Origin of the sequence: Rhodanobacter sp. ANJX3 (genome assembly GCF_014200755.1) — a bacterium.
Classification (GTDB): Bacteria; Pseudomonadota; Gammaproteobacteria; order Xanthomonadales; family Rhodanobacteraceae; genus Rhodanobacter.
On the sequence record NZ_JACHCM010000004.1, the window covers coordinates 91925 to 117344 of the forward strand.

Here is a 25420-nt window from a genome sequence, read left to right on the forward strand (position 1 = left end):
AAAGGACGATTTCAGAACGGTGTAGTGGCACTGCGCCATCAGGCGATCGTGCAGGCCTCGTCGAACGTGAGCCGTGGGCTGCGCGGGAACATATTGCGGCTGGCGTCGCCGTAACCGATGTTGATCAAGAAGTTGGACTTGATCGACGTGCCGGCAAAAAAGGCCGCGTCGACGCCCGCCTGGTCGTAGCCGGACATCGGCCCACAATCCAGGCCCAGCGAACGTGCTGCCAGCAACAGATACGCACCCTGCAGGCTGGAATTGCGGAACGCGGTAGCCTCGATCATCGCCTGATTGCCGACAAACCAGCTGCGGGCATCGGCATGCGGGAAAAGCTTCGGCAGCTTTTCGTAAAAGGCCTGGTCGCTGCCGATGATCGCGGTGACCGGGGCTTCCGCCGTCTTGGCGCGATTGGCTTCGGACAGAAACGGTGCCAGCTTGGCCTTGGCCTCTTTCGACTTCACGAATACCACGCGCATCGGCGACGCGTTGGCGCTGGTCGGCGCAAACTTGGTCAGGTCATACAGCTGGTGCAGCTGCTCGTCGCTGACCTCTTTGAGCTGCCACGCATTGAACGTGCGGGCCTCGCGAAAGAGCTGGTCGAGGGCGGCCTCGGAAAGTGTCTGGCTCATCGGTATCCTCTATCGTCACAGTGCACCGTCACGGCGCGGTAGGCGTTCAGTGTATAGGTGTGGCGTTACCAACAGATCATGGGCTTGAGGAACGTACTGTGCTCGCAGGGGAAACAATGCCGCGCCGCCGACCATGCTGAAACTGCGCGGTGAGTGCTGGGCCATTACCGACAATGCCGCCGGCAACCAGCGCCAGGCATGGGCTGTGGCCGAACGGCTGGGCCTGCCGGTGCGCCATCTGATACTCGAACCGCGCCCGCCGTGGTCGTGGCTGGCACCGCGCCTTTCCATCGGCGGCGCTCTGGCACTGAGTGCGGATCAGCAGCGTCTGTTTGCGCCGCCGTGGCCGGACGTGGCGATCGGCTGTGGCCGAGCCGCCGCGCTTTTTACGCGGCAACTGCGTCGGCTTTCTTCCGGTCGTTGCTACACGGTGCAGATTCTCGATCCGCGAATCGATCCGGCGCACTGGGACACGGTGATCGCGCCGCTGCACGACGAGCTGCATGGTGCCAACGTGCTGACGCCGATGGGCTCGCTCAACACCGTCGACGACGGCTGGCTGGCGGACGGGCGCGAATCCTGTCCCGCACTGGCCGACCTGCCGCAGCCGCGCGTCGGCGTCCTGCTCGGCGGTCCGCGCCAGGGCATGATGTTCGACGCCGATTACGCGCAACGTCTGGCCGGCCACCTGCTCGATCGGCATCGGCGCGAACGCGGCAGCTTGCTGGTGCTGGCCTCACGTCGCACGCCCACCGCGCTGATCGACGTCTTCCGCCAGGCGTTTCGAGACGTGCCGGGCCTGATCTGGGCCGGGCACGACGATGGCCCCAATCCCTACCCTGGCGTGCTCGGCTGGGCCGATCGCCTGGTAGTGACGCCCGACTCGGTGAACATGCTCAGCGAGGCCTGCGCGGTAGGCTGCCCGGTGCATACGTTTGCCATGGCGCCACTGCCGGCAAAAATCGAACGGTTTCATGCCGCCCTGCGCGACGCCGGCCTGCTGCTCGATATCGATTCCGACGCCGCCAGCTCGGCACCGCCACTGCGGGAAACCGAGGCCCTGGCCGACGAACTGTGTCGCCGCATACGGGCACGGCAGGCGCTGTCCTGACCTCGCGCGCCAAGTTTCTAGACCGGAGCGACTGACTACACCCAACGCGTTTCAGCCGAACTGAAAACCCAGCCCCTCGGCGACGTCCCATACGCCGGCACAGACCTGCTTGAGCTCCGCATCGCGCGGTGCAAGGCGCGAGCGCAGATCCATCGTGCAGGTGAGCGAGCGCTGCAGCAGATCGGCATGCGCGACGGTCAGTATCGCCGCCTGGTTGGCGTCGATCAGCCGTGCCCTTCGGCAAGCTTCGATCATCGCCGCGTTGGCCGTGACTTCCAGCAGCTCTGGGTGGTGCGATGCGTTCGCCAGCACGAGCCCCTGCAGCAGGAATTCGATATCGAGCAAGGCGCCGTGCCCCTGCTTCAAATCGAGCTGGCGCGCATCGGAGCGATCGCGCTCGGTGCGCCAACGCCGACGCATGCTGCTGACTTCGGCAAACACCGTCGCGTGATCGCGTGGCACGGACAGAATGTCGCGACGCACCTGCGCCAGATCGTCGTTGAGCGCCGCATCGCCGGCCACCGGCCGCGCCCGCAGCAGCGCCTGATGCTCCCAGGTCCAGGCGCGGCTTTTTTGATACGCGACAAACGTGTCCAGACTGCTCACCAGCAGACCCTTGGAACCATCCGGCCGCAGACGCGCATCGACTTCGTAGAGTCGACCGGCGCGGGTCAGCACAGTAAGCCAGTTCAGCACGCGCTGCGCGAGGCGCTGATACCAGCGCACGCCTTCGAGTGGCCGATCGCCGTCGCTCAACGCGCTCGCACGACGGCTGTCGTAAACAAAGACGAGATCGAGATCCGACGCGAAGCCCAGCTCCTTGCCGCCCATGCTGCCGTAGCCAAGCACGGCAAAGCCCGAGCCCACGCCCGGCAACCGACCGTGCTTGACGATCAGCTCGCGCTCGGACAGTGCGGTCACCGCGATCACGACCGACTCGGCCAACGTGGCCAGCCGTCGCGCGGTGGCCACCGCATCGACGCGACCGTCATTGAAGGCCAGCCCGAGCCGGAAGGCGGTCGAGGCCTTGAATTCGTTGATCCGCTCGAGCTCGGCCTCGGCCTCGCGCTCGTCCAGCGTGGCCAGCACGCGGGTGATTTCGGCGACGATGTCGGCGCGCTTGAACGGCAGTTGATCGATGCGCGGATCGAGCACGTCATCCAGCAGCAGCGGCTGCGCGATGACGCGCTCGGCCAGAAATGCGCTGTCGGCGAACAGCTGCACCAGGCGCTTGCGCGCGCCGGGCTGCTCTTCCAGCAGCGCCAGATACGAAGAGCGCCGCGCCACCGCCTGCATCAGCCGGCACAGGCGCAACAGACACGGTACCGGTGCCGCACTGAGTCGCGCCGCGTCGAGCAGCTGCGGCATCAGATGATCGAGCTGTTCGCGCGAGCGCACCGACATCGCGCGCACGGCGGCAGCCTGCGGCAGTTTCAACAGCGCATCGGCCAGCTCGACGCCGCCGCTGAAACCGGAAGCCTCCAGCGCGGCCGCATCGAGGGATTCGTCGCAGGCCTTTTGCCACAGCAGCATGTCCTGCACCGGCACCGTGGCCGCGCGGCCACCTTGTGGCATCAGTACGGCGGCGAACTCCTCGCTGGTGTTGGCGCGATGCTCGGCCAGCGCCGCGTCGAGCGCATGCCAGTCGGCATAGCCCAGGCTCAGGGCGATGCGTTCGCGGCTCAGGTCGTCTTCGGGAATGTCGTGCGTCTGCGCATCGCGCAGCATCTGCACGCGATTCTCCACGCGGCGCAGCAGCACGTAGGCATCGCGCAGCAGGCTCGCCCGCACCGCATGAATATGCCCGCGCGCTTCGCACTCGGCCAGCGCAGGAAGCAGGCCGCGCACGCGCAGGCTGGGTTCGCGACCGCCGCGAATGAGCTGGGTTAACTGCACAATGAATTCGATCTCGCGGATACCGCCCGGGCCGAGCTTGAGGTTGTCGGCCAGATCCTTGCGCACGACCTCGGCATCGATTAACGCCTTCATCTCACGCAGGCCCGCGAACGCGGTGTAGTCGAGGTATTTGCGATAAACGAATGGCCGCAGCAGCTCCTCCAGCTGTTCGCCGGCCGCGCGATCGCCGGCGACCGGGCGGGCCTTGATCCAGGCATAGCGTTCCCAGTCGCGGCCTTCGCTCTGGTAGTACTGCTCCATCGCGCCGAACGACAGCGCCAGCCGGCCGGCGTTGCCGAACGGGCGCAGACGCAGATCGACCCGCGCACAGATGCCATCCATCGTCGGCTCATTCAACAGGCGCACCAGCTGGCGCCCGAGCCGCACGAAGTATTCGCTGTTGTCGAGCGGCCGCGAGCCATCGCTCTGGCCGCCCTGCGGATAGGCCAGCACCAGATCGATGTCGGAGGAAAAATTCAGCTCGCTGCCGCCGAGCTTGCCGAAGCCGACCACGACCATGCGCTGCCGCTCGCCGTCATGATCGCGGGCTTGCCCGTAGCGCGCGGCTAGCGCCCGTTCGGACCAGGCCAGCGCCACGCCGAGCAGAACTTCGTAGAGCACGCTGGTCGCCGACAGCGTCTCGGGCAATGCATCGAGCTGATTGACATCGCGAAACACCAGGCGCAGCGCCTCGGCGTGACGAAAGCGGCGCAGCACTTTGAGACTGCCTGCCTCGTCATCCGGCAGCTTCAAATCGTCGACGCGGGCATTCGCCGCGCTTGTGTCATACAAGCGCGCCAGCCCGGACGGCGACAGCAGTTCCGGCTGGCGCGACCACACGTCGAAGGCGAAGTCGCTGGCCAGAAGGGTATGGCGGATACGCGCGGTGTCCTCGTCGTCATGCTGAACGTGGAGGCCGGCACTGCGGCAACGGGCAAGCAGATCGCCGTAACGATCGTCGATCAATGCGCGCAGCGCGGGAGATTCTTGAGCTGACATCCCGGCATTGTGCCGCACGCGACAGGGTCGACGGGTCAACGACCGGGCCAGGCATGCCGGTTATCGGTAAACCGGCCCCGCAGGAGGCACGCTCACGCTCAAATGCCGTTCAGCATCGGCACGTCGCCACCCACACTGGGTTCATCTGCGCTCGATTACATTTCCGTGTCTAAACCATGTCAGCAAGCGCAGGACTGTCATGCCGTTGAATGCCTCCCAGCCAGTCCGCCCCGCTCGATCGCTTGCCACGCGCGCCGCCTGCGTGCTTTTTGCAGCTCTCCTCTTTGTCCTTTTGACCAGCCTGCTGGACGGTGGACCGGGAGTGGCGCCATCGCAATGGCTGCAGCAACCGCGCTTTGCCCTGGCCAACGCTCTGGCCGGGCTGCTGCTGGCTGGCGTGTTACTGGTGCTGACCCGCCGGCTTTTGCTGGCGTTCGGGCTGGCCTTTCTGGTGCAGGGCGTCTTCTACGCCGTGAATACGCTGAAGGTGGCCAACCTCGGCACGCCGCTCCTGCCCGACGACTTCCGCATGGTCGGTCAGCTGCGCCGCGGTGGCGCGCACCTGCTGTTCGGCTATTTGCCGCACAGCCCATGGCCGTATCTGGGCGTGCTGGTTGCCATCGCGCTAGCGGTGGCGATCTGGCGCTTCGAGCCGCCGCTGTTCGCCCGTCGCACCGGTGGCAAACGGCTGCTGGCCGGCGGCGTGCTGACGGCTTTGCTGGTCAGCCTGCTTATAGGCACGTCGACATGGGGCCGAATCTATAACGGCCACGTGCTCTGGATGGAACCCTGGTCGGCCGCGTCCACAAGCGGCCACTCGGGAATGATCAGCTCACTGGTCATGTTTCAACTGCAGAACGGCCACAACAAACAGAAGCCCGATCACGTCGCGGCAAGTCAGCTGATCGATCAGTCGGCGGCAGCGATGAAGCAGTACATGCAGGCGCCGGCAGCCGGGCACGATATGCCCGACATCGTGGTGATCCAGAGCGAATCGTTTTTCGACCCCACCATCATGCGCGGCTACGAGAACAGCCAGTTCACGCCGAACCTGAAGCGGCTGGCCGAGCATGGCATGAGCGGCCCGCTGCATGTGCCGACGTTCGGTGGCGGTACGATCCGCACCGAATTCGAAGTGCTAACCGGCCTGTCGCTGCGCTACTTCGACAACCTGCAGTTCCCGTATCTGCAGATGAATAAGAAATCGGTGCCGAGTCTGGTGCGCACGCTCAACGGCCACGGTTACGACACAATCGCGCTGCACGGCAACGATCCGACCTTCTGGAACCGCAGCACCGCGTTCAAGGCGCTGGGTTTCAATCGGTTCGTGTCGCAGTCCTCGTTTCCCGCCAACGCGGCGAACGACGGCAAGTACATGGCCGACAGCGCGATGACCGACGAGATCATGACGCAGATGAAGGACAGCGGGCCGCCGCAGTTCATTTTTGCCATCAGCATCGAGGCACACGGCCCTTACGACGTGGAGCCCGCTCACGCCGATGAACGCGACGCTATTCCCGTACCGAACGGCCTGGTCGATATCGACAAGCGCGAGCTGCAGAATTACATCTACCACATGCGCCACGCCGACGCCGAGCTGGGCCGGCTGGTCGCGTGGCTGGCCAAACGCAATCGCCCGAGCCTGGTACTGTTCTACGGCGATCATCTGCCCGGCTTGACCGACAGCTACCGCACCACCGGCTTTGTCGACGGCCAAGACATGCTGAGCCAGGCAGGTACATGGCTGATGGTCGATCCGCACAATCTTCATGGCCAACCGACCCGCACCGACACTGCCGCCTGGCTGCTACCGGGCAAGCTGCTGGAGCAGGCCGGTATCCATAACGATCCGTACTTCGCTTTGACCACTCTGGTCGGTCCACAGCTGGCGTCGCTGACCAAGGCACCCGGCGCGCCACCGCCGTCCGAAGCCGGCGACGAACAGCGCATCGATCAGGCGATGTCCAGCGTCGACCAGCTGCGCATGAGCGGCAAGCTCGACAACCTGCTCCCGAAAATCGATACGCCGCAGGCCAGCGGCATCGTGCGCGACGATGCTGCCGGACCGTCGCCACCGTCGGCACCCGCCGCTTTGTTCTATTAGCTTCTAGCTTCGCAAAAAGGTTTTTCGACCGACATTTCCGCTTATCTACTAGCCAACCAAGGTCCTGCTGCCGCCCATGCGGCACTAACAAAAAACCCCGCCGAAGCGGGGTTTTTTGTTGCAGATGTTTTGCTGAGCAGTGCGGCCATAAATGGCCGCTTGGGGTGTGCTCTTGCCATCGTCTCCGATGGCAAGAGCACAGGACTTAGAAGTCCATACCGCCCATGCCGCCCATGCCACCCGGCGCGCCGCCGCCGTGGCTGTGGCCGTCGTCTTTCTTCGGTACTTCGGCAACGATAGCCTCGGTGGTGATCGCCAGACCGGCGACCGATGCCGCATGCTGCAGAGCCGAGCGGGTGACCTTGGTCGGATCCAGGATGCCCATTTCGACCATGTCGCCGAACTCGCCGGTGGCGGCGTTGTAGCCAAAGTTGCCGGTGCCTTCCTTGACCTTGTTGAGGATCACGGACGGCTCTTCGCCGGCGTTCGACACGATCGCACGCAGCGGCGCTTCGAGCGCGCGGCGGGTGATCGCAATGCCCAGGTCCTGATCGGTGTTGTCGCCCTTCAGGCCTTCGACAGCCTTCAGTGCGCGGATCAGGGCTACGCCACCGCCGGGGACCACGCCTTCTTCGACGGCTGCGCGCGTGGCGTGCAGGGCGTCTTCGACGCGGGCCTTCTTCTCTTTCATTTCGATCTCGGTGCCGGCACCGACCTTGATTACGGCAACACCGCCGGCCAGCTTGGCCACGCGCTCCTGCAGCTTCTCGCGGTCATAGTCGGACGAGGTCTCTTCGATCTGCGCCTTGATCTGGCTGATGCGCGACTGGATCTTCTCCGCTTCGCCGGCACCGTCGATGATCGTGGTGTTTTCCTTGGTGATGACGATGCGCTTGGCGCGGCCCAGATCGCCGATCGTGGTCTTTTCCAGTGACAGGCCCACTTCCTCGGACACGACCTGACCGTTGGTCAGCACCGCGATGTCTTCCAGGATCGCCTTGCGACGATCGCCGAAGCCCGGCGCCTTGACGGCGGCAACCTTGACGATGCCGCGGATGGTGTTGACGACCAGCGTGGCCAGGGCCTCGCCTTCGACTTCCTCGGCCACGATCAGCAGCGGCTTGCCGGCCTTGGCGACGGCTTCCAGCACGGGCAGCAGCTCGCGCACGTTCGACACTTTCTTGTCGTGAATCAGGATGTACGGGTCGTCCAGCTCAACCTGCTGCGACGCCTGGTTGTTGATGAAGTACGGCGACAGGTAGCCGCGATCGAACTGCATGCCTTCGACCACGTCGAGCTCGTTCTCGAGACCCGAACCTTCTTCGACAGTGATCACGCCTTCCTTGCCGACTTTCTTCATCGCGGTGGCGATGATGTCGCCGATGTTGGTGTCGGAGTTGGCCGAGATGGTGCCGACCTGGGCGATCGCCTTGTCGTCGGCGGTCGGGTTGGACAGCTTCTTCAGCTCGCCGACCGCAGCGATGACGGCCTTGTCGATGCCGCGCTTCAGGTCCATCGGGTTGATGCCGGCGGCAACCGCCTTCAGGCCTTCCTGGATGAACGCCTGTGCCAGCACGGTCGCGGTGGTGGTGCCGTCACCGGCGACGTCGGACGTCTTGGAAGCGGCTTCCTTGACGATCTGCGCGCCGAGGTTCTCGTACTTGTCAGCCAACTCGATCTCTTTGGCGACAGACACGCCGTCCTTGGTGATCGTGGGGGCGCCGAAGCTCTTTTCGAGCACGACATTGCGGCCCTTGGGACCGAGGGTGACCTTGACCGCGTTGGCCAGGGTATTGACGCCCTTGAGCATGCGGGCGCGGGCGTCTTCGCCGAAACGTACTTCTTTAGCTGCCATGATTTTTTTGCCTCAAAAAAATTAAATTAGGAAAGGTTTGTCGCTTGCGAAAGCCCAACAGAAAGGGGCCAAAGGCGACTGGGGTGCGCGGGTTTTGATTTCGCGCTCTCCCGTCAAAAGGCCCCCATCAATCAACCTTCAATCACAGCCACGATGTCGTCTTCCTTCAGGAAGACCAGATCTTCGCCGTCGATCTTGATTTCCTGACCGGCGTACTTGCCGAACAGGACGGTGTCGCCCACCTTTACCGACATCGGGCGCACGCTGCCGTCTTTCTGGATCAGGCCGGTGCCGGCAGCGGTGACCTTGCCGCGGGTCGGCTTTTCGGTGGCGCTGTCGGGGATGACGATGCCGCCGGCCGAGACGCGCTCTTCTTCGAGACGCTTGACGATGACGCGATCATGCAACGGACGCAGTGTGCTCATGGGTGGACTCCAACTTGGCTAGTGAAATGGAACGAGGTTTCAAAGACCCGGATCGGCGACTTGTTAGCACTCGATACCGATGAGTGCTAATTTTAATGATGCAGAAATCCTGTGCAAGCGTCTTGAACCGGTGACTGGACAGCAGATTGGGCGCCTTGACGCCACTTTCAAGGTGCCGTCATCGAACGATCACATTAAGAATCTGAACGCGAGTCTCCGCCCCACCCCCGCCAAACCGAGCCAAGCGCTGGCGAAATGCCTGATTCAACCGAAGGTGCTACTAGCTGAAAGTTGCACACGGTCGTTGGTCGGCATAGAACCCGGAGCGCAAGTCGGCGGATGGGAAACGCCAGCCTTGCATGCGCGCCTAATACGCCATAATGCCGAGTCGCCTGTCCCCGCAGGCCCCGATTGCTGGAGTTGTCATGAGACCGTTGCTTGCCGGCCGAACGTCTGTTCGTGCGCTGATAAACACGCTGCTCTGTCTGGGCCTGCTCATCGCTGCCGCGCCGGTGTTTTCGCAAAGCACGGCCGACCTGCTGCCGGTCACCGAGGCCTACAAGCTCAGCAGCGACGCGTCCATGCCGGGCGTGCTGAAGCTGCACTGGACGCTGGCCCAGGACTATTACCTCTACCGTGGCCGCATGAAGTTCAAGGCCGGCCCAGGCGTCACGCTGGGTGAACCGCAGTTCCCCGACGGCGAAAAGCATCACGACGAATACTTGGGCGACGTCGAGATCTATCACCACAGCATCGACGCCACCGTGCCGTACACCTTGGCCGCGGGCACCACGCGGCTGGCGCTGAGCGTGCAGTACCAGGGCTGCCACGAGGTCGATCCGAAGATCTGCTACCCGCCGCATACCGAACAGCTCGACCTGCCGCTGCCGGCTGGGGCGGGCAAGTCCATCGACTCAGCAGCGACCTCAAGCAACAGCTCACTCGGCGATGCCCTGCACGCCTTGGGCGGCAAATCATCCGCGACCGGCAACGGACCTCTGCCGCCGGAGCAGGCGTTCCGGCTGGAGGCGCTGGCCAGCTCGCCGGGCCATCTGCTGCTGCGCTGGACCATGCCCAAGGGCTACTACCTTTATAAGGACCAGACCACGCTGCAGCCGCACGATGCGCCGGGCTTGACCCTGAAGCCGACGTGGCCCGCCGGCGTGATGCACCAGGATGCAAAGTACGGCAGCGTCACCGTGTATTTCGATCAGCTCGAGTTGCCCGTGGCTGTCGACGGCGACCTCGCCGGGCGACAGTCGCTTACGCTGGACGCCAGCTTTCAGGGCTGCCAGGACGGCGGCCTGTGCTATCCGGTGATGCACCGCACGCTGACGATCGATCTGGCCAGCGCCGACGCTTCGCCAAGCGCTGCAGCGGTAGCGCCGGAAATGCCGCCTGCCGGCATCGCTGGCACGGCCGTGCAGGTCAGCCTGCTGAGCGCGCTGTTGCTGGCGCTGGGCGGCGGGCTGGTGTTGAACCTGATGCCTTGCGTGCTGCCCGTGCTGTCCATCAAGGCAGTGAGCATTCTCGAAAGCGGCGAGAGCGCAACCAGCGCGCGTCGCCATGCGTTGTATTACAGCGCCGGCGTGCTGTGCAGTTTTGCTGCGGTGGGCCTGAGCATTCTCGCCCTGCGTTCGGCCGGTCACGCGCTGGGCTGGGGCTCGCAGCTGCAGCAGCCGCTGCTGGTCGGTGTGCTGGCCTGCGTGATGCTGGCCGTTGGCCTGTCGATGTCGGGCGTGGTGCAGTTCGGCGCCTCGCTGGGCAATACCGGCGCATCGCTGGCCTCGCGTTCGGGGCCGGCGGGCGACTTCTTCACCGGCGTGCTCGCCGTGGTGGTGGCCAGCCCGTGCACCGCGCCGTTCATGGGCAGCGCGCTGGCCTATGCGTTCGCCGCGCCGATGCTGTCCGCACTGCTGGTGTTCCTGATGCTGGGTATCGGCCTGGCGCTACCGTTTCTGCTGATCGGCTTCGTGCCGGCGCTGGCTGGCCTGCTGCCGCGACCCGGCCGCTGGATGGAAACGCTGAAAGAGGTGCTGGCCTTCCCGATGTACCTCACCGCCGTATGGCTGGTCTGGGTGCTGGCGCACCAGCGCGGTGCCGACGCCGTCGGCCTGGTGCTGGTGGCGATGGTGCTGCTGGCGATGGCACTGTGGTGGTTCGAGCGCAGCCGCCACGGACGCGCGCTGAGCAAGGTCTTTGTCGCCCTGCTCGCCATTGCCACGCTGGTGCCGCTGTATCTGCTGGCGCATGTGGTGCCGCCGGCAACCGCGGCGACGACGCAGGAAGGCGTGGTCGCCTACACGCCGGAAAAACTCGCTTCGCTGCGCGCCTCCGATACGCCGGTATTCGTCGACATGACCGCCGACTGGTGCGTCACCTGCAAGGCCAACGAGCACACCGTGCTGGATAGCGACGCGTTTCGCGCGCTGCTCAAGCGCACCGGTGCGGTTTATATGAAAGGCGACTGGACCGACGTCAACCCGACCATCAGCGCTTTTCTGCAGCAGTACCACTCGCCCGGCGTGCCGCTGTATGTGGTGTTCCCGAAACACGGCGGACCGGGCAACCAGCTGTCGACCGTGCTCACGCCCTCGATGGTCGAGCAGGCGCTGACCGCGGCGGCGCAGTAAAAAATGACGCGAACGAACTGGTTCATCCTCGGCATGGCCGTGCTGGCTGCGGGCTTCGGCGGCTACATCGAGCATCGCCAGCGCCAGCCGGAGGCGTCGATCATCGGCCAGCCCGCGCCGGTCGACAGCCTGCCGGATCTCAACGGCAAGACCCACACGCTGAGCGACTACCGCGGTCACCGCTTGCTGCTGAATTTCTGGGCCAGCTGGTGCGGCCCGTGTCTGGACGAAATGCCCGCGCTCGATCGCGCGCATGCCAAGTTCAGCGGCAGCACACCCGCCGTTCCAGGCGCCATCGTGATCGGCATTGCGATGGACGACCCAGCCATGGCGCGCGCGTTTCTTGCCGCGCATCCGCCGCACTATCCGATCCTGCTCGGCGACCTCAACGAGCCAAGCACCACGCGGCAATTTGGCGATACCACCGCCGTGCTGCCCTATAGCGTGCTGTTGGGACCGGATGGCCGCGTGTTGGCCACACATACCGGCGCGCTGTCCGACGCCGAGATGGCCGCCTGGCTGAAATCGGACGGCCAGCCCTGAAACCCCGACCGGCATACGCCGGCGCACGGGAAACTTTCGCTTCTCCGCCAAACATCGCCGATCGTCAGCGAACTGGACAATAGACCCGTCTGCGGGCAGACTGCGCAGACTCCGGATATCCGGGCGCGACCCTGGGCGCAACGTGGCGAAGATCCTTGTCCTGCACGGACCCAACCTCAACTTGCTGGGCGCGCGCGAGCCGGAGATCTACGGCCGTCAGACGCTGGCCGATATCAATCAGCAGCTGGCCGAACAGGCGCAGGAAGCGGGCCATGAGCTGGCCTGGTTTCAGTCCAACGCCGAGCACGAGCTGATCGGCCGCATCCAGCAGGGTCGCGACGATCGCACGGCGCTGATCCTGTTCAATCCCGCCGCCTTCACCCACACCAGCATCGCCCTGCGCGACGCGCTGATGGCGGTGGCGATACCGTTTATCGAAGTGCATCTGTCCAACGTTCACGCGCGCGAGTCGTTTCGGCATCAGTCGTACCTGTCGGACATCGCGGTGGGCGTGATCTGCGGCTTCGGCGGCGACAGCTACCGGCTCGCGCTGGAAGCGGCGATCCACCGGTTGCACGCGTCGGCCGCCAGCGCGCCCGACGCGCCGAAGTAACGCCTCGACTATTCAATTGACCGTACGACCCCAGGCCCTAAGCCAGTTTTCCCATCCCACGCGCCCATTCGATGGCGCGACCGACAAAAGGCTGATCCGATGGATTTGCGCAAAATCAAAAAGCTGATCGATCTGCTCGAAGAGTCCAATCTCGCCGAGCTTGAAATCAAGGAAGGCGAAGAAGTCGTTCGTCTATCGCGCGTGCCGAAAAACACCGCGCCCGCTCCGGCACCGGCAGCACCCGCCGCCGCGCCGGTTGCCGCCGCGCCCGCCGCAGTACCGGTGGCGGCTGCCGCCGAAACGCCAGCAGCGGATGCGCTGCCGGCCGGACACATCGTCAAGGCGCCGATGGTCGGTACGTTCTACGCCTCGGCTACGCCGGGTACGCCGGCTTTCGTCAAGGTCGGCCAGCAGGTCGCCGCGGGCGAGACGCTCGGCATCATCGAGGCGATGAAGATGTTCAACCAGATCGAGGCCGACGTGGCCGGCACCGTCAAGGCCATCCTGATCGAAAACGGTCAGCCGGTGGAATTTGACGAACCGATGTTCGTGATCGCCTGAGCGACGGGCGCCCTCGTGGGCGCCGCGCCAAGCACCGCCACCTGGCAGCCGCGCGCTTGATGCGCGCCGCTCGGAAGTTACCGCACAGGCTTCAAACCATGCCCAAGCTTGAAAAAGTCGTCATCGCCAACCGCGGAGAAATCGCGCTGCGCATCCTGCGCGCGTGCCACAGCCTCGGCATCAAGACCGTGGCCGTGCACTCCACCGTCGACCGCAACCTGAAGCACGTCGGCCTCGCCGACGAATCGGTCTGCATCGGCCCCGGTCCCTCCGTCGACAGTTATCTCAATATTCCACGCATCATCGCGGCGGCCGAGATCACCGACGCCGGCGCGATCCACCCCGGCTACGGCTTTCTATCCGAGCGCGCGGATTTTGCCGAACAGGTCGAGCAATCCGGCTTCGTCTTCATCGGCCCGCCGGCCGGCGTGATTCGGCTGATGGGCGACAAGGTCGAAGCGATTCGCGCGATGAAAGCCGCCGGCGTGCCCTGCGTGCCCGGCTCCGGCGGCCCGCTGGGCGACGACGTGGACGAAAACCTGCGCATCGCCAAAGAAATCGGCTACCCGGTCATCATCAAGGCTTCCGGCGGCGGCGGCGGTCGAGGCATGCGAGTGGTCCGCACCGAGGCGCACCTGGGTAACGCAGTGACCATGACCAAGGCCGAAGCCAAGGCCGCGTTCGGCAACGAACAGGTCTACATGGAAAAATTTCTGGAAAACCCACGCCATGTCGAGGTGCAGGTCATGGCCGACGGCCAGGGCAACGCGATCCATCTGGGCGAGCGCGACTGCTCGATGCAGCGCCGCCACCAGAAAGTGGTCGAGGAAGCGCCCGCGCCGGGCATCACGCCGGAGCAGCGCGCGGCGATCGGCAAGGTCTGCGTCGACGCCTGCCTGCGCATCGGCTATCGCGGCGCCGGCACGTTCGAGTTCCTGTTCGAGAACGGCAACTTCTACTTCATCGAAATGAATACCCGCATCCAGGTCGAGCATCCGGTGACCGAGCTGATCACCGGCATCGATCTGGTGCGCGAGCAGCTGCTGATTGCCGGCGGTGAAAAGCTCTCGATCAAGCAGGAAGACGTGGTGATCCACGGCCACGCGATCGAGTGCCGCATCAACGCCGAAGATCCGGACACCTTCATGCCGTCGCCCGGCACGGTGAAGCGCTTCGAGGCACCCGGCGGCCCCGGCGTGCGCGTCGACACGCATCTATACGACGGCTACCGGATTCCGCCGAACTACGATTCGATGATCGGCAAGCTGATCGTGCACGGCCCCGACCGCGAAACCGCGATCGCGCGCATGCGCCTGGCGCTGGCCGAAACCGTGATCGAAGGCGTCAAGTGCAATATCCCGCTGCAGCAGCGCATCATGGCCGACGCGGGCTTTCAGCACGGCGGCCAGAACATTCATTACCTGGAAAAGCGCATGGCCGAGCAGAAGGGTCAGCAGCCGGCCGAGCACTGATCTGCCAGCACGCGACTGTCGCCTCCCAAGAAGCGACAGTCGCACTCCATCGCCAACCTCCACGGACACCGCATGCCCTGGCTAGAACTCTCCCTCGTCGTACGCACCGAACAACAGCCCAGCGCGGAAGAAGCGCTGGATGAACTCGGCGCGTTGTCGATCACGCTGCAGGACGCGGATGCGGAAACGCCGGACGAGCAGGCGATCTTCGAACCCGGTGTAGGCGAGCTGCCGCTGTGGCCGATGATCACGCTCAACGCGTTGTTCGATGCGGGCACCGATCGTCGTGGACTGATCGAAACGCTGGGCGAGCTGCTGTCGTGGCTGGAGCCGGCGCAAGTCCTGTTTCGCGACGTCGCCGACCAGGACTGGGAGCGCGCCTGGATGGATCAGTTCAAGCCGATGGTCTTCGGCCGGCGGCTGTGGATTTATCCGTGGAATATCGAACCGCCGGCAGATAACGATATTGTCGTCGTGCGGCTCGATCCCGGTCTCGCCTTCGGCAGCGGCACGCATCCGACCACTGCGCTGTGTCTCGAATGGCTCGATAGTCTCTCGCTCGCTGGCAAGAGCGTGATCGACTACGGCTGCGGTTCGGGCATTCTCGCCATCGCCGCGCTGAAGCTCGGCGCGGCCAGCGCGGTAGGTATCGACAACGATCCGCAGGCGCTTATCGCCTCGGCCGACAACGCACAGCGCAACGGCGTGGCCGATCATCTCGACGTGTTCCTTCCGGAAGACGCTGTCGCCGCCGCCGCTCCTGCGCATCCTGCGCCCGCGGCACTCGCACATCCATGTGCATCGCCGGCCGATGTGTTCATCGCAAATATTCTCGCTGGCCCGCTGGCCGCGCTGGCGCCGACCTTTGCTGCGCTCGCGAAACCGGGCGCGCCGTTCGCCATTTCCGGCATCCTCGCCGGCCAGCAGGACGAGTTGTTGGAGCGCTACGCCGAATGGTTCGACGAGCTCACGTTCGACACGCGCGAGGACTGGGTGCGCATCAGCGGCCGTCGACGCGCTTGAATGCAGTGCGGGGAACGATCGCACCGCAGCGTTCCATTCGCTTCCAATGCAGCACTTCGCAGCCTTGATGGACGACGCTAACAGGCTGCCACGGACCGGCCTGCTAAACTCGCGCTACTGAGTTCAAAGCGGCCTGCATGTATACCCAATGCCCTGAATGCCTGTCCGTGTTTTCGCTCGATGCGCACACGCTGGCGCAGGCGCACGGGCACGTGGTGTGCGGACATTGCGACACCAGCTTCGACAGCATTGCCACACTCACCGAACAGCTGCCGCCCGAACCGTTTCGCGAACTGCCGATCAACGACCAGGCCTATCAGCCGCCGCGCATCGACCTGGTGGTTTATCGCCCGCAGCCGTTGCCGCCCGCGGTCATCGATGCCGTGGTGACGGACCAGGATGCTGCGCTCGAACCGGCGACTTCGGAGGAAGACTTTTCCCAGCTGGTGTTCGCGCCCCGCTTCGTTCGCCAGAAAGTCGGCAAGGAATCCCGGCGCTCGCAACGTCGCGCAAACAAGCAGCGCGCTAGAGGCGAGCGACACTGGCCTTGGGTTGTCGCCGGCCTGCTGCTGTTGCTGGGTCTCGGCGCACAGCTGGCATGGGCCAAGCGCGAATTGCTGATTCGTGATCCTGTCGTGGGCGGCTGGTTGCGCGAAGCGTGCAGCCAGCTCGGCTGCGAACTTCCACTGGTCGCCGCGCCGCAACAGCTGCGTCTGCTGGCCAGCAACGTGCAGGCGCATCCGAGCGTATCGGGCGCACTGATGATCAGCGCCAGCGTCCGTAACGATGCGATTTTTGCGCAGCCCTTTCCCGTACTCACCGTCACACTGTCGGACGCGCAAGGCCAGCGCATTGCGATGCGCCGACTGCAGCCGCGTGAATATCTGGACGACACCACGATACTCCGGCATGGCCTGGCGCCCGGAGCCAGTGCCGCGCTGCTGCTCGAGGTGGAAGATCCGGGCGACAAGGCGGTCGCTTTCGAATTTGGTTTCGAATAGCACTTAATTTTCTCCGCCGGCACGGGTAGACTCGGTCCCTCGCGCAAAAGAGCAGCATGCTCGACACACGCCGCGAACGACACCAACCAATAATCAATGCAGCGGCCAATGCAGCCGTTGTACCGTGAGGGACTCCATCCGTGAATGCCGTCAGACTGCCTGCCATCGAGGCCGCGAAACAGACCTCGTCACTGGGTAACGGTTCGCAGAGCGATAGCGAGCACGGCGCCGTGCATCAGGGCAACAGCCACGCGCATAACGTCAGCGCGCTGAGCGAATGCGTGACCCGTACCGTGCGCCGCTATCTGGCCGATATCGGCGACACCGAATGCGCCGAAGGTCTGCACGCCATGGTCCTGCGCGAAGTCGAAACGCCCCTGCTGCGCGAAGTGCTGGCCTTCCACGACGGCAACCAGAGCCGCGCGGCCAGCGCGCTGGGCATCAATCGTGCCACGTTGCGCAAGAAGCTGGCCGCACACGGGTTGCTGTAAGAAACGGGGAACGGACAGAGCGTCGCACGACACAAGTCTGCGTTGCTTGAATAGGACTTTTTCGTTTTGAGGGCGGCGTTTGAGTTCTTTACAAGTGACGAACTCGCACAGCCAGCACAAAAATCCCCCCTTCTAATCGTTCCCCATTCCCCGTTCCCCGCTCGCTTATAATAAGCGGCTGCATATCTCGGGAATCGCCATGTCAGCTCCAGCTCTCACTCCCGTTCGCCGCGCTCTGCTCAGCGTGTCGGACAAGACCGGCCTGATCGAGCTGGGCCAGCGGCTCGTCGCCGCCGGCGTTGAGCTGCTCTCGACCGGCGGCAGCGCCAAAGCGCTGCGCGAAGCCGGTGTCGCGGTGAGCGACGTGAGCGACGTGACCGGCTTCCCGGAAATCATGGACGGTCGCGTCAAGACCCTGCATCCGAAGGTCCACGGCGGCTTGCTCGGTCGCCGCGGCACCGATGACGCGGTGATGGCCGAACTGGGCATCGCGCCGATCGATCTGCTGGTGCTGAACCTGTATCCGTTCGAGAGCACGGTGGCAAAGCCCGACTGCACGCTGGAGCAGGCGATCGAAAACATCGACATCGGCGGCCCGGCGATGCTGCGCTCCGCCGCGAAAAACTGGAACGACGTCGGCGTGCTCACCTCGCCCGATCAGTATGCCGAGGCGCTGGCCGAAATCGAAGCGCACGGCGGCCTCGCGCGCGCGACGCGATTCAAGCTGGCGGTGGCCGCGTTCAACAACGTCGCCAACTACGACGGCGCGATCAGCGACTATCTGTCGGCGCTGCAGCTCGACGACGCGCAGCAGTCGATCGCGGGACACGACGCTTTCCCGGGCCAGATCAACAGCCGATTCGTGAAGCTGATGGATCTGCGCTACGGTGAGAACCCGCACCAGCAGGCGGCGTTCTACCGCGATCTGTATCCGGCGCCGGGCACGCTCGCCACCTTCCAGCAGGTGCAGGGCAAGGAGCTGTCGTTCAACAATATCGCCGACGCCGACGCGGCATGGGAATGCGTGCGCAGCTTTACCAAGCCGGCCTGCGTCATCGTCAAGCACGCCAATCCGTGCGGCGTCGCGGTGAGTCTGGATGGCATCGGCCGCGCGTACGATCTCGCTTACCAGACCGATCCGACCTCGGCCTTCGGCGGCATCATCGCGTTCAATCGCGAGGTGGATGCCGACACCGCGCGCGCCATCGTCGATCGCCAGTTTGTCGAGGTGGTGCTGGCACCGGGCTATGCGAAAGACGCGCTGAAAGTGTTCGGCAAAAAGGCCAACGTGCGCGTGCTGGTGATTCCGCTGCCCGAGGGCGGCGCATTGATCGACGCGCATCCGGGCAATCATTCCAAGCGCGTCGGCTCGGGCCTGCTGATCCAGACCGCCGATCTGGGCATGATCGACGCGGACGATCTGAAAATCGTCACCCGCCGCGCGCCGACCGAGGCAGAGATTCACGACCTGATCTTCGCGTGGAAGGTGGCCAAGTTCGTCAAGAGCAACGCCATCGTTTACGCGCGCGATCGTCAGACCATCGGCATCGGCGCCGGTCAGATGAGCCGTATCTACAGCGCGCGCATTGCCGGCCTCAAGGCGGCCGACGAGAAGCTCGAAGTGCGCGGTTCGGTGATGGCCTCCGACGCGTTCTTCCCGTTCCGCGACGGTATCGACGCGGCGGCCGAAGCGGGCATCCGCGCGGTGATCCAGCCTGGCGGTTCGATGCGCGACAGCGAGGTGATCGCCGCTGCCGACGAGCACGACATGGCGATGGTGTTCACCGGGATGCGGCACTTCCGCCACTGAGCATCGCTGGCGACCATCGCGCCGGCGCAAACTCAATCGACGGCGGCACCCTTCGGCACGGCATCCGATGAAGCCGCCGAGCCGGCTTTGCGCTGCGCATATTTTCGCGCCAGCACGGCGCACGTCATCAGCTGGATCTGATGAAACAGCATGATCGGCAGCACGATCGCACCGAGCGGATGCCCGGCGAACAGCACCTTGGCCATCGGCACGCCGCTGGCCAGGCTCTTCTTCGAGCCGCAGAACACGATGGTGATCTCGTCCCCGGTGCCAAAGCCCAGCGCGCGGGAACCGTAGCGCGTCACCGTCAGCGCCAACGCCAGCAGAACCGCGTTCACCACCAGCAGGCCACCCAGCACAGACAGCGGCATCTGCTTCCAAAGCCCTTGTAAAACCGCGGCACTGAAAGCCGTGTATACCACCAGCAGGATCGAACCCTGGTCCACGTAGCTGAGCAGACCGCGGTGGCGCTCGACCCACCGACCGATCCAGCGCTGTGCGATCTGGCCGGCGACGAAGGGCACCAGCAGCTGCAGCACGATCTTGCCGATCGCATCCCACGACATGCCGCCCTGCCCGTGCGACTCCATCATCAGTCCGACCAGCAAGGGCGTGATGAAAATACCCAACAGGCTGGACGCCGATGCGGCGCAGATCGCCGCAGGAATATTGCCGCGCGCGATCGAGGTGAACGCGATCGACGACTGCACCGTCGACGGCAGGGTGCAGAGAAACAACACGCCCAGATAGAGGTCAGGTGTCACCAGCCACGACAACAGCGGCTTCAACAGCAGCCCGAGCAGCGGAAACATCACGAAGGTGCTGCCCAGCACGATCAGGTGCAGCCGCCAGTGCGTCATCCCTGCCACCACCGCCTCGCGCGAAAGCTTGGCGCCGTGCAGAAAGAACAGCAGGGCAATCGCCGCGTCGGTCAGCAGGTTGAAGACGCTGGCGGTTTCGCCCTGGCACGGCAGCAGGCTCGCGATCAGCACCGTGAGCACCAGCGCGCAGGTAAAACGGTCGGGAAGAAAACGGGTGATTGCCATGGCACGGGTGACCTGAGAAGTTCAGGCCGCTATTGCAGCGCGCCGCCATTGATAAATCAAATCGTATTATTTGATCTTTTGATACTCTTTACGCATGAATATCAGCCTGCGCCAGCTGCGCGCCTTTCTTGCCGTCGCCAAGCTGCGGCACTTCCGGCGCGCGGCCGAGAGCCTGCACCTGACCCAGCCTGCGATCAGCCGGCAGATCACCGATCTGGAAAACGAGCTGGACGTGCGGCTGTTCGATCGCAACACACGCGAAGTGGTGCCGACCGAAGCGGGCCGCTACCTGCAGGTGGCGCTGGAGCGGGTGCTGGAAGAACTGGAGGGCGTGCTGGCTCATGTCCACTCCGAAAGCGAGCGTCGCCACGGCAAGGTGCGCGTCGCCGCCGTGCCGACGCTGTCGGCCGGTTTGATGCCGCAATGCATTGCCGCCTGCGCGCAGGCGTATCCCGAGCTCACCGTGCAGTTGCACGATCAGGCACAAGTGATGGTGCTGGACAGCGTGCGCGGCGGCGAGGTGGATTTCGGCCTCGCCATCGAGCCCGGCGAAAAGGAGACCTTCGACTGCGAAACCATCCTGCGCGATCCCTTCGTGCTGGTCTGCCATCGCACGCATCCGCTGGCCAGGCTTACCGCCGTGCCGTGGAAAAAGCTGCGCGGCGAAGCCCTGGTGCTGCTCGATCATACGTCCGGCAGCCGGCGACTGATCGACCAGCAGCTGGCAGCCCACGGCGTGCAGGCCAACGTGGTGCAGCAGACCGGGCACACGCATACGGCGTTTCGCATGGTCGAATCCGGGCTTGGCGTCAGCGTCACCCCGCGGCTGTCGCTACCCGCATCCGACCAGCTGGTGACGCGGCCGCTGACGCCGACCGCCAGTCGCGCTATCACGCTGATTCGTCGTCGCCACCGCTCGCTGTCGCCCGTGGCCGAACTGGTGTGGGCGCAGATTCGCGCGATGGCCGCTCAACTGCCGCAGGCGCCTCGCGCTTCGCTGAAGGATGCCAAGTCGGCGTGACAGTCCTCACGCACCGTTGAGCCGTTCTCGCCTAGCTTCGACCCTGTTCAACGGAGATCGTCATGCGCTATCAGCTTTATTACTGGACCGGCATCCAGGGACGCGGCGAATTCGTGCGCCTGGCGCTGGAAGACGCGGGCGCCGACTACGTCGACGTGGCGCGCGAAAAGGGCGATGAGGCGATCATGCCGTTTCTGCAGGGAAAGCAGTCCGGCGCCCTGCCCTTTGCGCCGCCGTTTCTGAAGGATGGCCGCGCGGTCATCGCGCAGGTGGCGAACATCCTTTCGCATCTGGGTCCTAAGTTGAAGCTGGTACCCGCCTCAGCCAGCGCCCAGCACTATGCGAGTCAGCTGCAGCTGACCATCGCCGATCTGGTGACCGAAGTGCACGACACGCACCATCCGATCGCCAGCAGCCTCTGCTACGACGATCAACGCGATGAAGCCAAGCGTCGCGCCGAGGATTTCCGACAGAACCGCCTGCCGAAGTTTCTCGGCTACTTCGAGAACGTGCTGGAACGTGGCAACGGGCGACACGCGCTGACCGCGCATTCGTATGTCGATCTCTCGTTGTTCCAGATCATGAGCGGGCTCGACTACGCCTTTCCGCGCGCGATGAAAAAAATGCAGCGCAAGCTCCCCAGGCTCAGAGCCCTCAACGAACGGGTGTCGGAGCGGCCGCGCATCGCGGCCTATCTGGCATCGCCGCGGCGCCTCGCGTTCAACGAGAACGGCATCTTTCGCCATTATCCCGAACTCGACGACGCCCGCTGAGCGGCGCCTCAAAGTTCAGCGCAACGTCATTGCGGCTTGAACGAATCGCATCAGCCGCCGTCGGACGACGAGCTCGCCTCGGCCGGTTTGCTCTTGCCCCACTCCAGCACCTTGTACATCGCCGGATGCACCGGCGCCTGGCCGGGCTGCATGTGCCGCGTGCCGTCCGGGTCGACGGTGTAACTCTGCGGAATGCCGTTCTTCGGCGTCACCACCACCATGTACAGCATGCCGCTGCGGCGGTACTCCTCGACCTGGTTGTCGCCTTCCTGATGCGTGCTGACGTCGGGAAGGGTCATATGCTTGCCGTCGCCAGCCGCGCCAGTGTCCTGCATGGCGGGAAGATTCTGGCCACCGGCCGATTTCTGCACCGTGGCGTCGGGCACCTTGGGCGGCGGCGGAAGCTGCTTGACGCCGGGATCGTTCATACCGGGCGGCGGCGGCGCGTTGGTCGCCGGCGCGGAAGACTGCGCGTAAACGCTGCTGGCAGCGAGACCTGAGACAAAGAAAAAACTTGCGGCAGCTAGCACGGCGGCTGATTTCATGGGGGCAACCTCAGGTCGGGTGTCAGAGAATAGCAGCGCCTTTGCCGATCGACTGTGAAGCGCCGCGATGCCCGCATGCGAGAATGGGGCATGGCCAAACTCATTCTCATCGACGGTTCGTCCTACCTCTACCGCGCGTTCCATGCGCTGCCGCCGCTGACCAACGACCACGGCGAGCCAACCGGCGCGCTGTTCGGCGTGGTCAACATGCTGCGCGCCACGCTGAAGGCAAAGCCGGACTATCTGGCTTTCGTCAGCGATGCCGCCGGACCCACCTTCCGCGACGAACTCTACGACCAGTACAAGGCCCATCGCCCGCCGATGCCGGATGACTTGCGCGCGCAGATCGAGCCGATGCTGGCGATCGTGGGTGCGCTCGGATTTCCGATTCTGCGCGAGCCGGGTGTGGAAGCGGACGATGTGATCGGAACGCTGGCGACGCAGGCACAGGCGCTGGGCATCGAGGTGCTGATTTCCACCGGTGACAAGGATCTCGCGCAGCTGGTCAGCTCCCACGTCACCCTGGTCAACACGATGAGCAACACCGTCACCGATATCGACGGCGTGAAGGAAAAATTCGGCGTGCGGCCGGAGCAGATCATCGACTTTCTGGCGCTGACCGGCGACACCGTCGACAACGTGCCGGGCGTGCCGAAGTGCGGTCCGAAAACCGCGGCGAAGTGGCTTGCCGAATACCACACGCTGGACGGCGTGATCGTCAACGCCGACAAGATCGGCGGCAAGATAGGCGAGAGCCTGCGCGCCGCGCTGCCGCAGCTGCCGCTGTCGCGCGAGCTGGTGACGATCAAGCTGGATGTGCCGCTGGACGTTGGCCCGACCGATCTGGCGCAGCGCGAGGCCGACACCGCACAGCTGCGCGAGCTGTATACGCGCTATGGTTTCAAGGCGGCGCTGAAGGATTTGGATGCGCTGGAAGAGCGGGGAACGGGGACTCCCCCGAGGGGACCCGGTGGGGAACGGGGAACAGCCAGCTTTTCGGAAACTGCTGCAAGCGCGGCGATTGCCACGACAGACGCCATTGATGCATCGCTATCGGCTCCCGGCACCTACGAGCTTGTCACCACGCCCGACCGCTTAGACGCGTGGCTGGAAAAACTGCGCGGCGCCGAACTGATCGCCTTCGATACCGAAACCACCAGTATCGACGCGATGCGCGCCGAAATCGTCGGCGTCAGCCTGGCGGTGGAAGTCGGCACTGCATGCTATATCCCGCTAGGCCACGATTACCCCGGCGCACCGGCCCAGCTGCCGCGCGATACCGTGCTGGCCGCACTGAAGCCCATCTTCGAAGATGCCGACAGACCCAAACTCGGCCAGCACGCTAAGTACGACATCAACGTGCTCAGCCATTACGGCATCGCGGTGCAGGGGCTGAAGCACGATTCGATGCTCGAGTCCTATGTGTGGAACGCCACGGCGACGCGCCACGACATGGACTCGCTGGCGAAGAAATATCTCGGCGTCGACACCATCAAGTACGAACAGGTTGCCGGCAAGGGCGCGAAGCAGATTTCGTTTTCGCAGGTCGATCTCGATACCGCCTGTCGCTACGCGGCCGAAGATGCCGATATCACCTTGCGCCTGCACCACGCGCTGTGGCCGAAGCTCGAAAGCGTGCCGAAGCTGCACGCGGTGTATCAGGACATCGAAATCCCGCTGGTGCCGGTGCTGGCCGAGATGGAGCGCCGCGGCGTGCTGATCGACGGCGACGTACTGCGAACGCAGAGCCAGCAGCTGGGCAAGCGCATGCACGAGCTGCAGCAGCAGTCGTACAAGCTCGCCGGCCATGAGTTCAACCTCGATTCGCCCAAGCAGCTGCAGGCCGTGCTGTTCGACGAACTCGGCCTGCAGGCAAAAATGAAAACGCCGACCGGCCAGCCGTCGACGAATGAAGAAGCGCTGGAGGCGATCGCCGACACGCACGAACTGCCGCGCCTGCTGCTCGACTACCGCGGCCTGGCCAAGCTGCGCTCCACCTACACCGACAAGCTGTCCGGCATCGTCAACCCGCGCACCGGTCGCGTGCATACCAGCTACCACCAGGGATCGGTCGCCACCGGGCGCATCTCGTCGTCCGAGCCGAATCTGCAGAACATTCCGGTGCGCACCGAAGAGGGGCGACGCATCCGCCAGGCCTTTATCGCGCCGCCGGGCTGGATGGTGATGGCGGCGGACTATTCGCAGATCGAACTGCGCATCATGGCGCACCTCTCCAGCGACGAGGGCCTGCTGCGCGCGTTCCACGACGGCGGCGACGTGCATCGTGCCACCGCCGCGGAAGTCTTTGGCGTACCCGCGGAAGAGGTTACGACCAACCAGCGTCGCGCAGCGAAGGCGATCAACTTCGGCCTGATGTACGGCATGAGCGCCTTCGGCCTAGCCAAGCAGCTTGCAGTCGATCGCGGCGAAGCCAGCGATTACATGGCGCGCTATTTTTCGCGCTACCCCGGGGTGCGCGCCTATATGGACGCCACGCGCGAGCAGGCGCATCGCGATGGCTACGTCGAAACCATCTACGGCCGCCGGCTGTATCTGGATAACCTCACCTCGCGCAATCAGGGCCTGCGCCAGGGCGCCGAGCGCGCTGCAGTGAACGCGCCGATGCAGGGCAGCGCCGCCGACATCATCAAGCGCGCCATGATCGCGGTGTCGGGTTGGCTGAAAGGCCGCGACGACGCCCACATGCTGATGCAGGTGCACGATGAACTCGTGTTCGAGGTACGCGCCGATGCGGTGGACGAGGTGCGCGCGGCGGTGATCGAGCGGATGTCGGGCGCCGCGGCACTGGCCGTGCCGCTGCTGGTCGATGTGGGCGTGGGCGACAACTGGGATCAGGCGCACTGAG

At 64.6% G+C, this 25420-nt stretch carries 20 protein-coding genes; 14 read left to right on the forward strand and 6 right to left on the reverse strand.

Going from position 1 to position 25420, the window contains the following annotated elements; genetic code table 11:
* Positions 1-38: 38 nt before the first annotated feature.
* Positions 39-632: a malonic semialdehyde reductase gene (locus HDE76_RS12200; RefSeq protein ID WP_179480688.1), complete on the reverse strand. Its 594-nt coding sequence runs from the start codon at positions 630-632 to the stop codon at positions 39-41.
* Positions 633-765: 133 nt separating this feature from the next.
* Here HDE76_RS12200 and HDE76_RS12205 point away from each other — a divergent pair, with 133 nt between their 5' ends.
* Positions 766-1743 (forward strand): mitochondrial fission ELM1 family protein, encoded by a 978-nt coding sequence (locus HDE76_RS12205; protein ID WP_179480686.1) that lies wholly within the window; start codon positions 766-768, stop codon positions 1741-1743.
* Positions 1744-1794: 51 nt separating this feature from the next.
* Here HDE76_RS12205 and glnE read toward each other — a convergent pair whose 3' ends face one another.
* Entirely contained in the window at positions 1795-4638 is a 2844-nt protein-coding gene (glnE, locus tag HDE76_RS12210; protein ID WP_179480684.1) for a bifunctional [glutamate--ammonia ligase]-adenylyl-L-tyrosine phosphorylase/[glutamate--ammonia-ligase] adenylyltransferase, read from the reverse strand.
* 322 nt (positions 4639-4960) lie between these two features.
* Here glnE and HDE76_RS12215 point away from each other — a divergent pair, with 322 nt between their 5' ends.
* Positions 4961-6742 (forward strand): LTA synthase family protein, encoded by a 1782-nt coding sequence (locus HDE76_RS12215; protein ID WP_343205702.1) that lies wholly within the window; start codon positions 4961-4963, stop codon positions 6740-6742.
* Positions 6743-6947: 205 nt separating this feature from the next.
* Here the strand turns inward: HDE76_RS12215 and groL are convergent, their stop codons facing one another.
* Together groL and HDE76_RS12225 are read right to left on the reverse strand one after the other, a co-directional pair.
* The gene (groL, locus tag HDE76_RS12220) at positions 6948-8597 is read right to left on the reverse strand and encodes a chaperonin GroEL (protein ID WP_184507936.1); all 1650 of its coding nucleotides are present in this window, start codon (positions 8595-8597) and stop codon (positions 6948-6950) included.
* 131 nt (positions 8598-8728) lie between these two features.
* Positions 8729-9022: a co-chaperone GroES gene (locus HDE76_RS12225; RefSeq protein WP_179480678.1), complete on the reverse strand. Its 294-nt coding sequence runs from the start codon at positions 9020-9022 to the stop codon at positions 8729-8731.
* 425 nt (positions 9023-9447) lie between these two features.
* On the opposite strand from HDE76_RS12225, the gene HDE76_RS12230 reads away from it, so the two are divergent.
* The 9 genes from HDE76_RS12230 to purH all read left to right on the forward strand — a co-directional run bounded on the left by HDE76_RS12230 (position 9448) and on the right by purH (position 19169).
* Positions 9448-11655, forward strand: coding sequence for a protein-disulfide reductase DsbD (locus HDE76_RS12230; protein ID WP_184507939.1), 2208 nt, complete (start codon positions 9448-9450; stop codon positions 11653-11655).
* Between the two features lie 3 nt (positions 11656-11658).
* Entirely contained in the window at positions 11659-12198 is a 540-nt protein-coding gene (locus HDE76_RS12235) for a TlpA disulfide reductase family protein (RefSeq protein ID WP_179480674.1), read from the forward strand.
* Positions 12199-12340: 142 nt separating this feature from the next.
* Complete coding sequence (aroQ, locus tag HDE76_RS12240) at positions 12341-12811, forward strand: type II 3-dehydroquinate dehydratase (protein ID WP_184507942.1); 471 nt, start codon at positions 12341-12343, stop codon at positions 12809-12811.
* A gap of 99 nt (positions 12812-12910) precedes the next feature.
* Complete coding sequence (accB, locus tag HDE76_RS12245; protein ID WP_184507945.1) at positions 12911-13372, forward strand: acetyl-CoA carboxylase biotin carboxyl carrier protein; 462 nt, start codon at positions 12911-12913, stop codon at positions 13370-13372.
* Between the two features lie 98 nt (positions 13373-13470).
* A complete protein-coding gene (gene accC / locus HDE76_RS12250; protein ID WP_179480668.1) occupies positions 13471-14844 on the forward strand; it encodes an acetyl-CoA carboxylase biotin carboxylase subunit in 1374 nt (457 codons plus the stop codon).
* A 72-nt stretch (positions 14845-14916) separates the two neighbouring features.
* Positions 14917-15867: a 50S ribosomal protein L11 methyltransferase gene (prmA, locus tag HDE76_RS12255; RefSeq protein ID WP_179480666.1), complete on the forward strand. Its 951-nt coding sequence runs from the start codon at positions 14917-14919 to the stop codon at positions 15865-15867.
* A gap of 137 nt (positions 15868-16004) precedes the next feature.
* Positions 16005-16868 (forward strand): zinc-ribbon and DUF3426 domain-containing protein, encoded by an 864-nt coding sequence (locus HDE76_RS12260; RefSeq protein WP_179480664.1) that lies wholly within the window; start codon positions 16005-16007, stop codon positions 16866-16868.
* Between the two features lie 140 nt (positions 16869-17008).
* Positions 17009-17359 (forward strand): helix-turn-helix domain-containing protein, encoded by a 351-nt coding sequence (locus HDE76_RS12265; protein ID WP_179480663.1) that lies wholly within the window; start codon positions 17009-17011, stop codon positions 17357-17359.
* A gap of 199 nt (positions 17360-17558) precedes the next feature.
* Positions 17559-19169: a bifunctional phosphoribosylaminoimidazolecarboxamide formyltransferase/IMP cyclohydrolase gene (gene purH / locus HDE76_RS12270; RefSeq protein WP_184507948.1), complete on the forward strand. Its 1611-nt coding sequence runs from the start codon at positions 17559-17561 to the stop codon at positions 19167-19169.
* 32 nt (positions 19170-19201) lie between these two features.
* Here the strand turns inward: purH and HDE76_RS12275 are convergent, their stop codons facing one another.
* Entirely contained in the window at positions 19202-20215 is a 1014-nt protein-coding gene (locus HDE76_RS12275) for a bile acid:sodium symporter family protein (protein WP_179480659.1), read from the reverse strand.
* A 94-nt stretch (positions 20216-20309) separates the two neighbouring features.
* Here HDE76_RS12275 and HDE76_RS12280 point away from each other — a divergent pair, with 94 nt between their 5' ends.
* Together HDE76_RS12280 and HDE76_RS12285 are read left to right on the forward strand one after the other, a co-directional pair.
* Positions 20310-21236 (forward strand): LysR family transcriptional regulator, encoded by a 927-nt coding sequence (locus tag HDE76_RS12280; protein WP_184507951.1) that lies wholly within the window; start codon positions 20310-20312, stop codon positions 21234-21236.
* Positions 21237-21298: 62 nt separating this feature from the next.
* Complete coding sequence (locus HDE76_RS12285; protein ID WP_184507954.1) at positions 21299-22009, forward strand: glutathione S-transferase; 711 nt, start codon at positions 21299-21301, stop codon at positions 22007-22009.
* Positions 22010-22059: 50 nt separating this feature from the next.
* Here the strand turns inward: HDE76_RS12285 and HDE76_RS12290 are convergent, their stop codons facing one another.
* Positions 22060-22554, reverse strand: a complete 495-nt coding sequence (locus HDE76_RS12290; protein WP_179480653.1) for a DUF2782 domain-containing protein — start codon at positions 22552-22554, stop codon at positions 22060-22062.
* A gap of 90 nt (positions 22555-22644) precedes the next feature.
* Here HDE76_RS12290 and polA point away from each other — a divergent pair, with 90 nt between their 5' ends.
* Complete coding sequence (polA, locus tag HDE76_RS12295; RefSeq protein WP_184507957.1) at positions 22645-25419, forward strand: DNA polymerase I; 2775 nt, start codon at positions 22645-22647, stop codon at positions 25417-25419.
* Position 25420 lies beyond the last annotated feature (1 nt).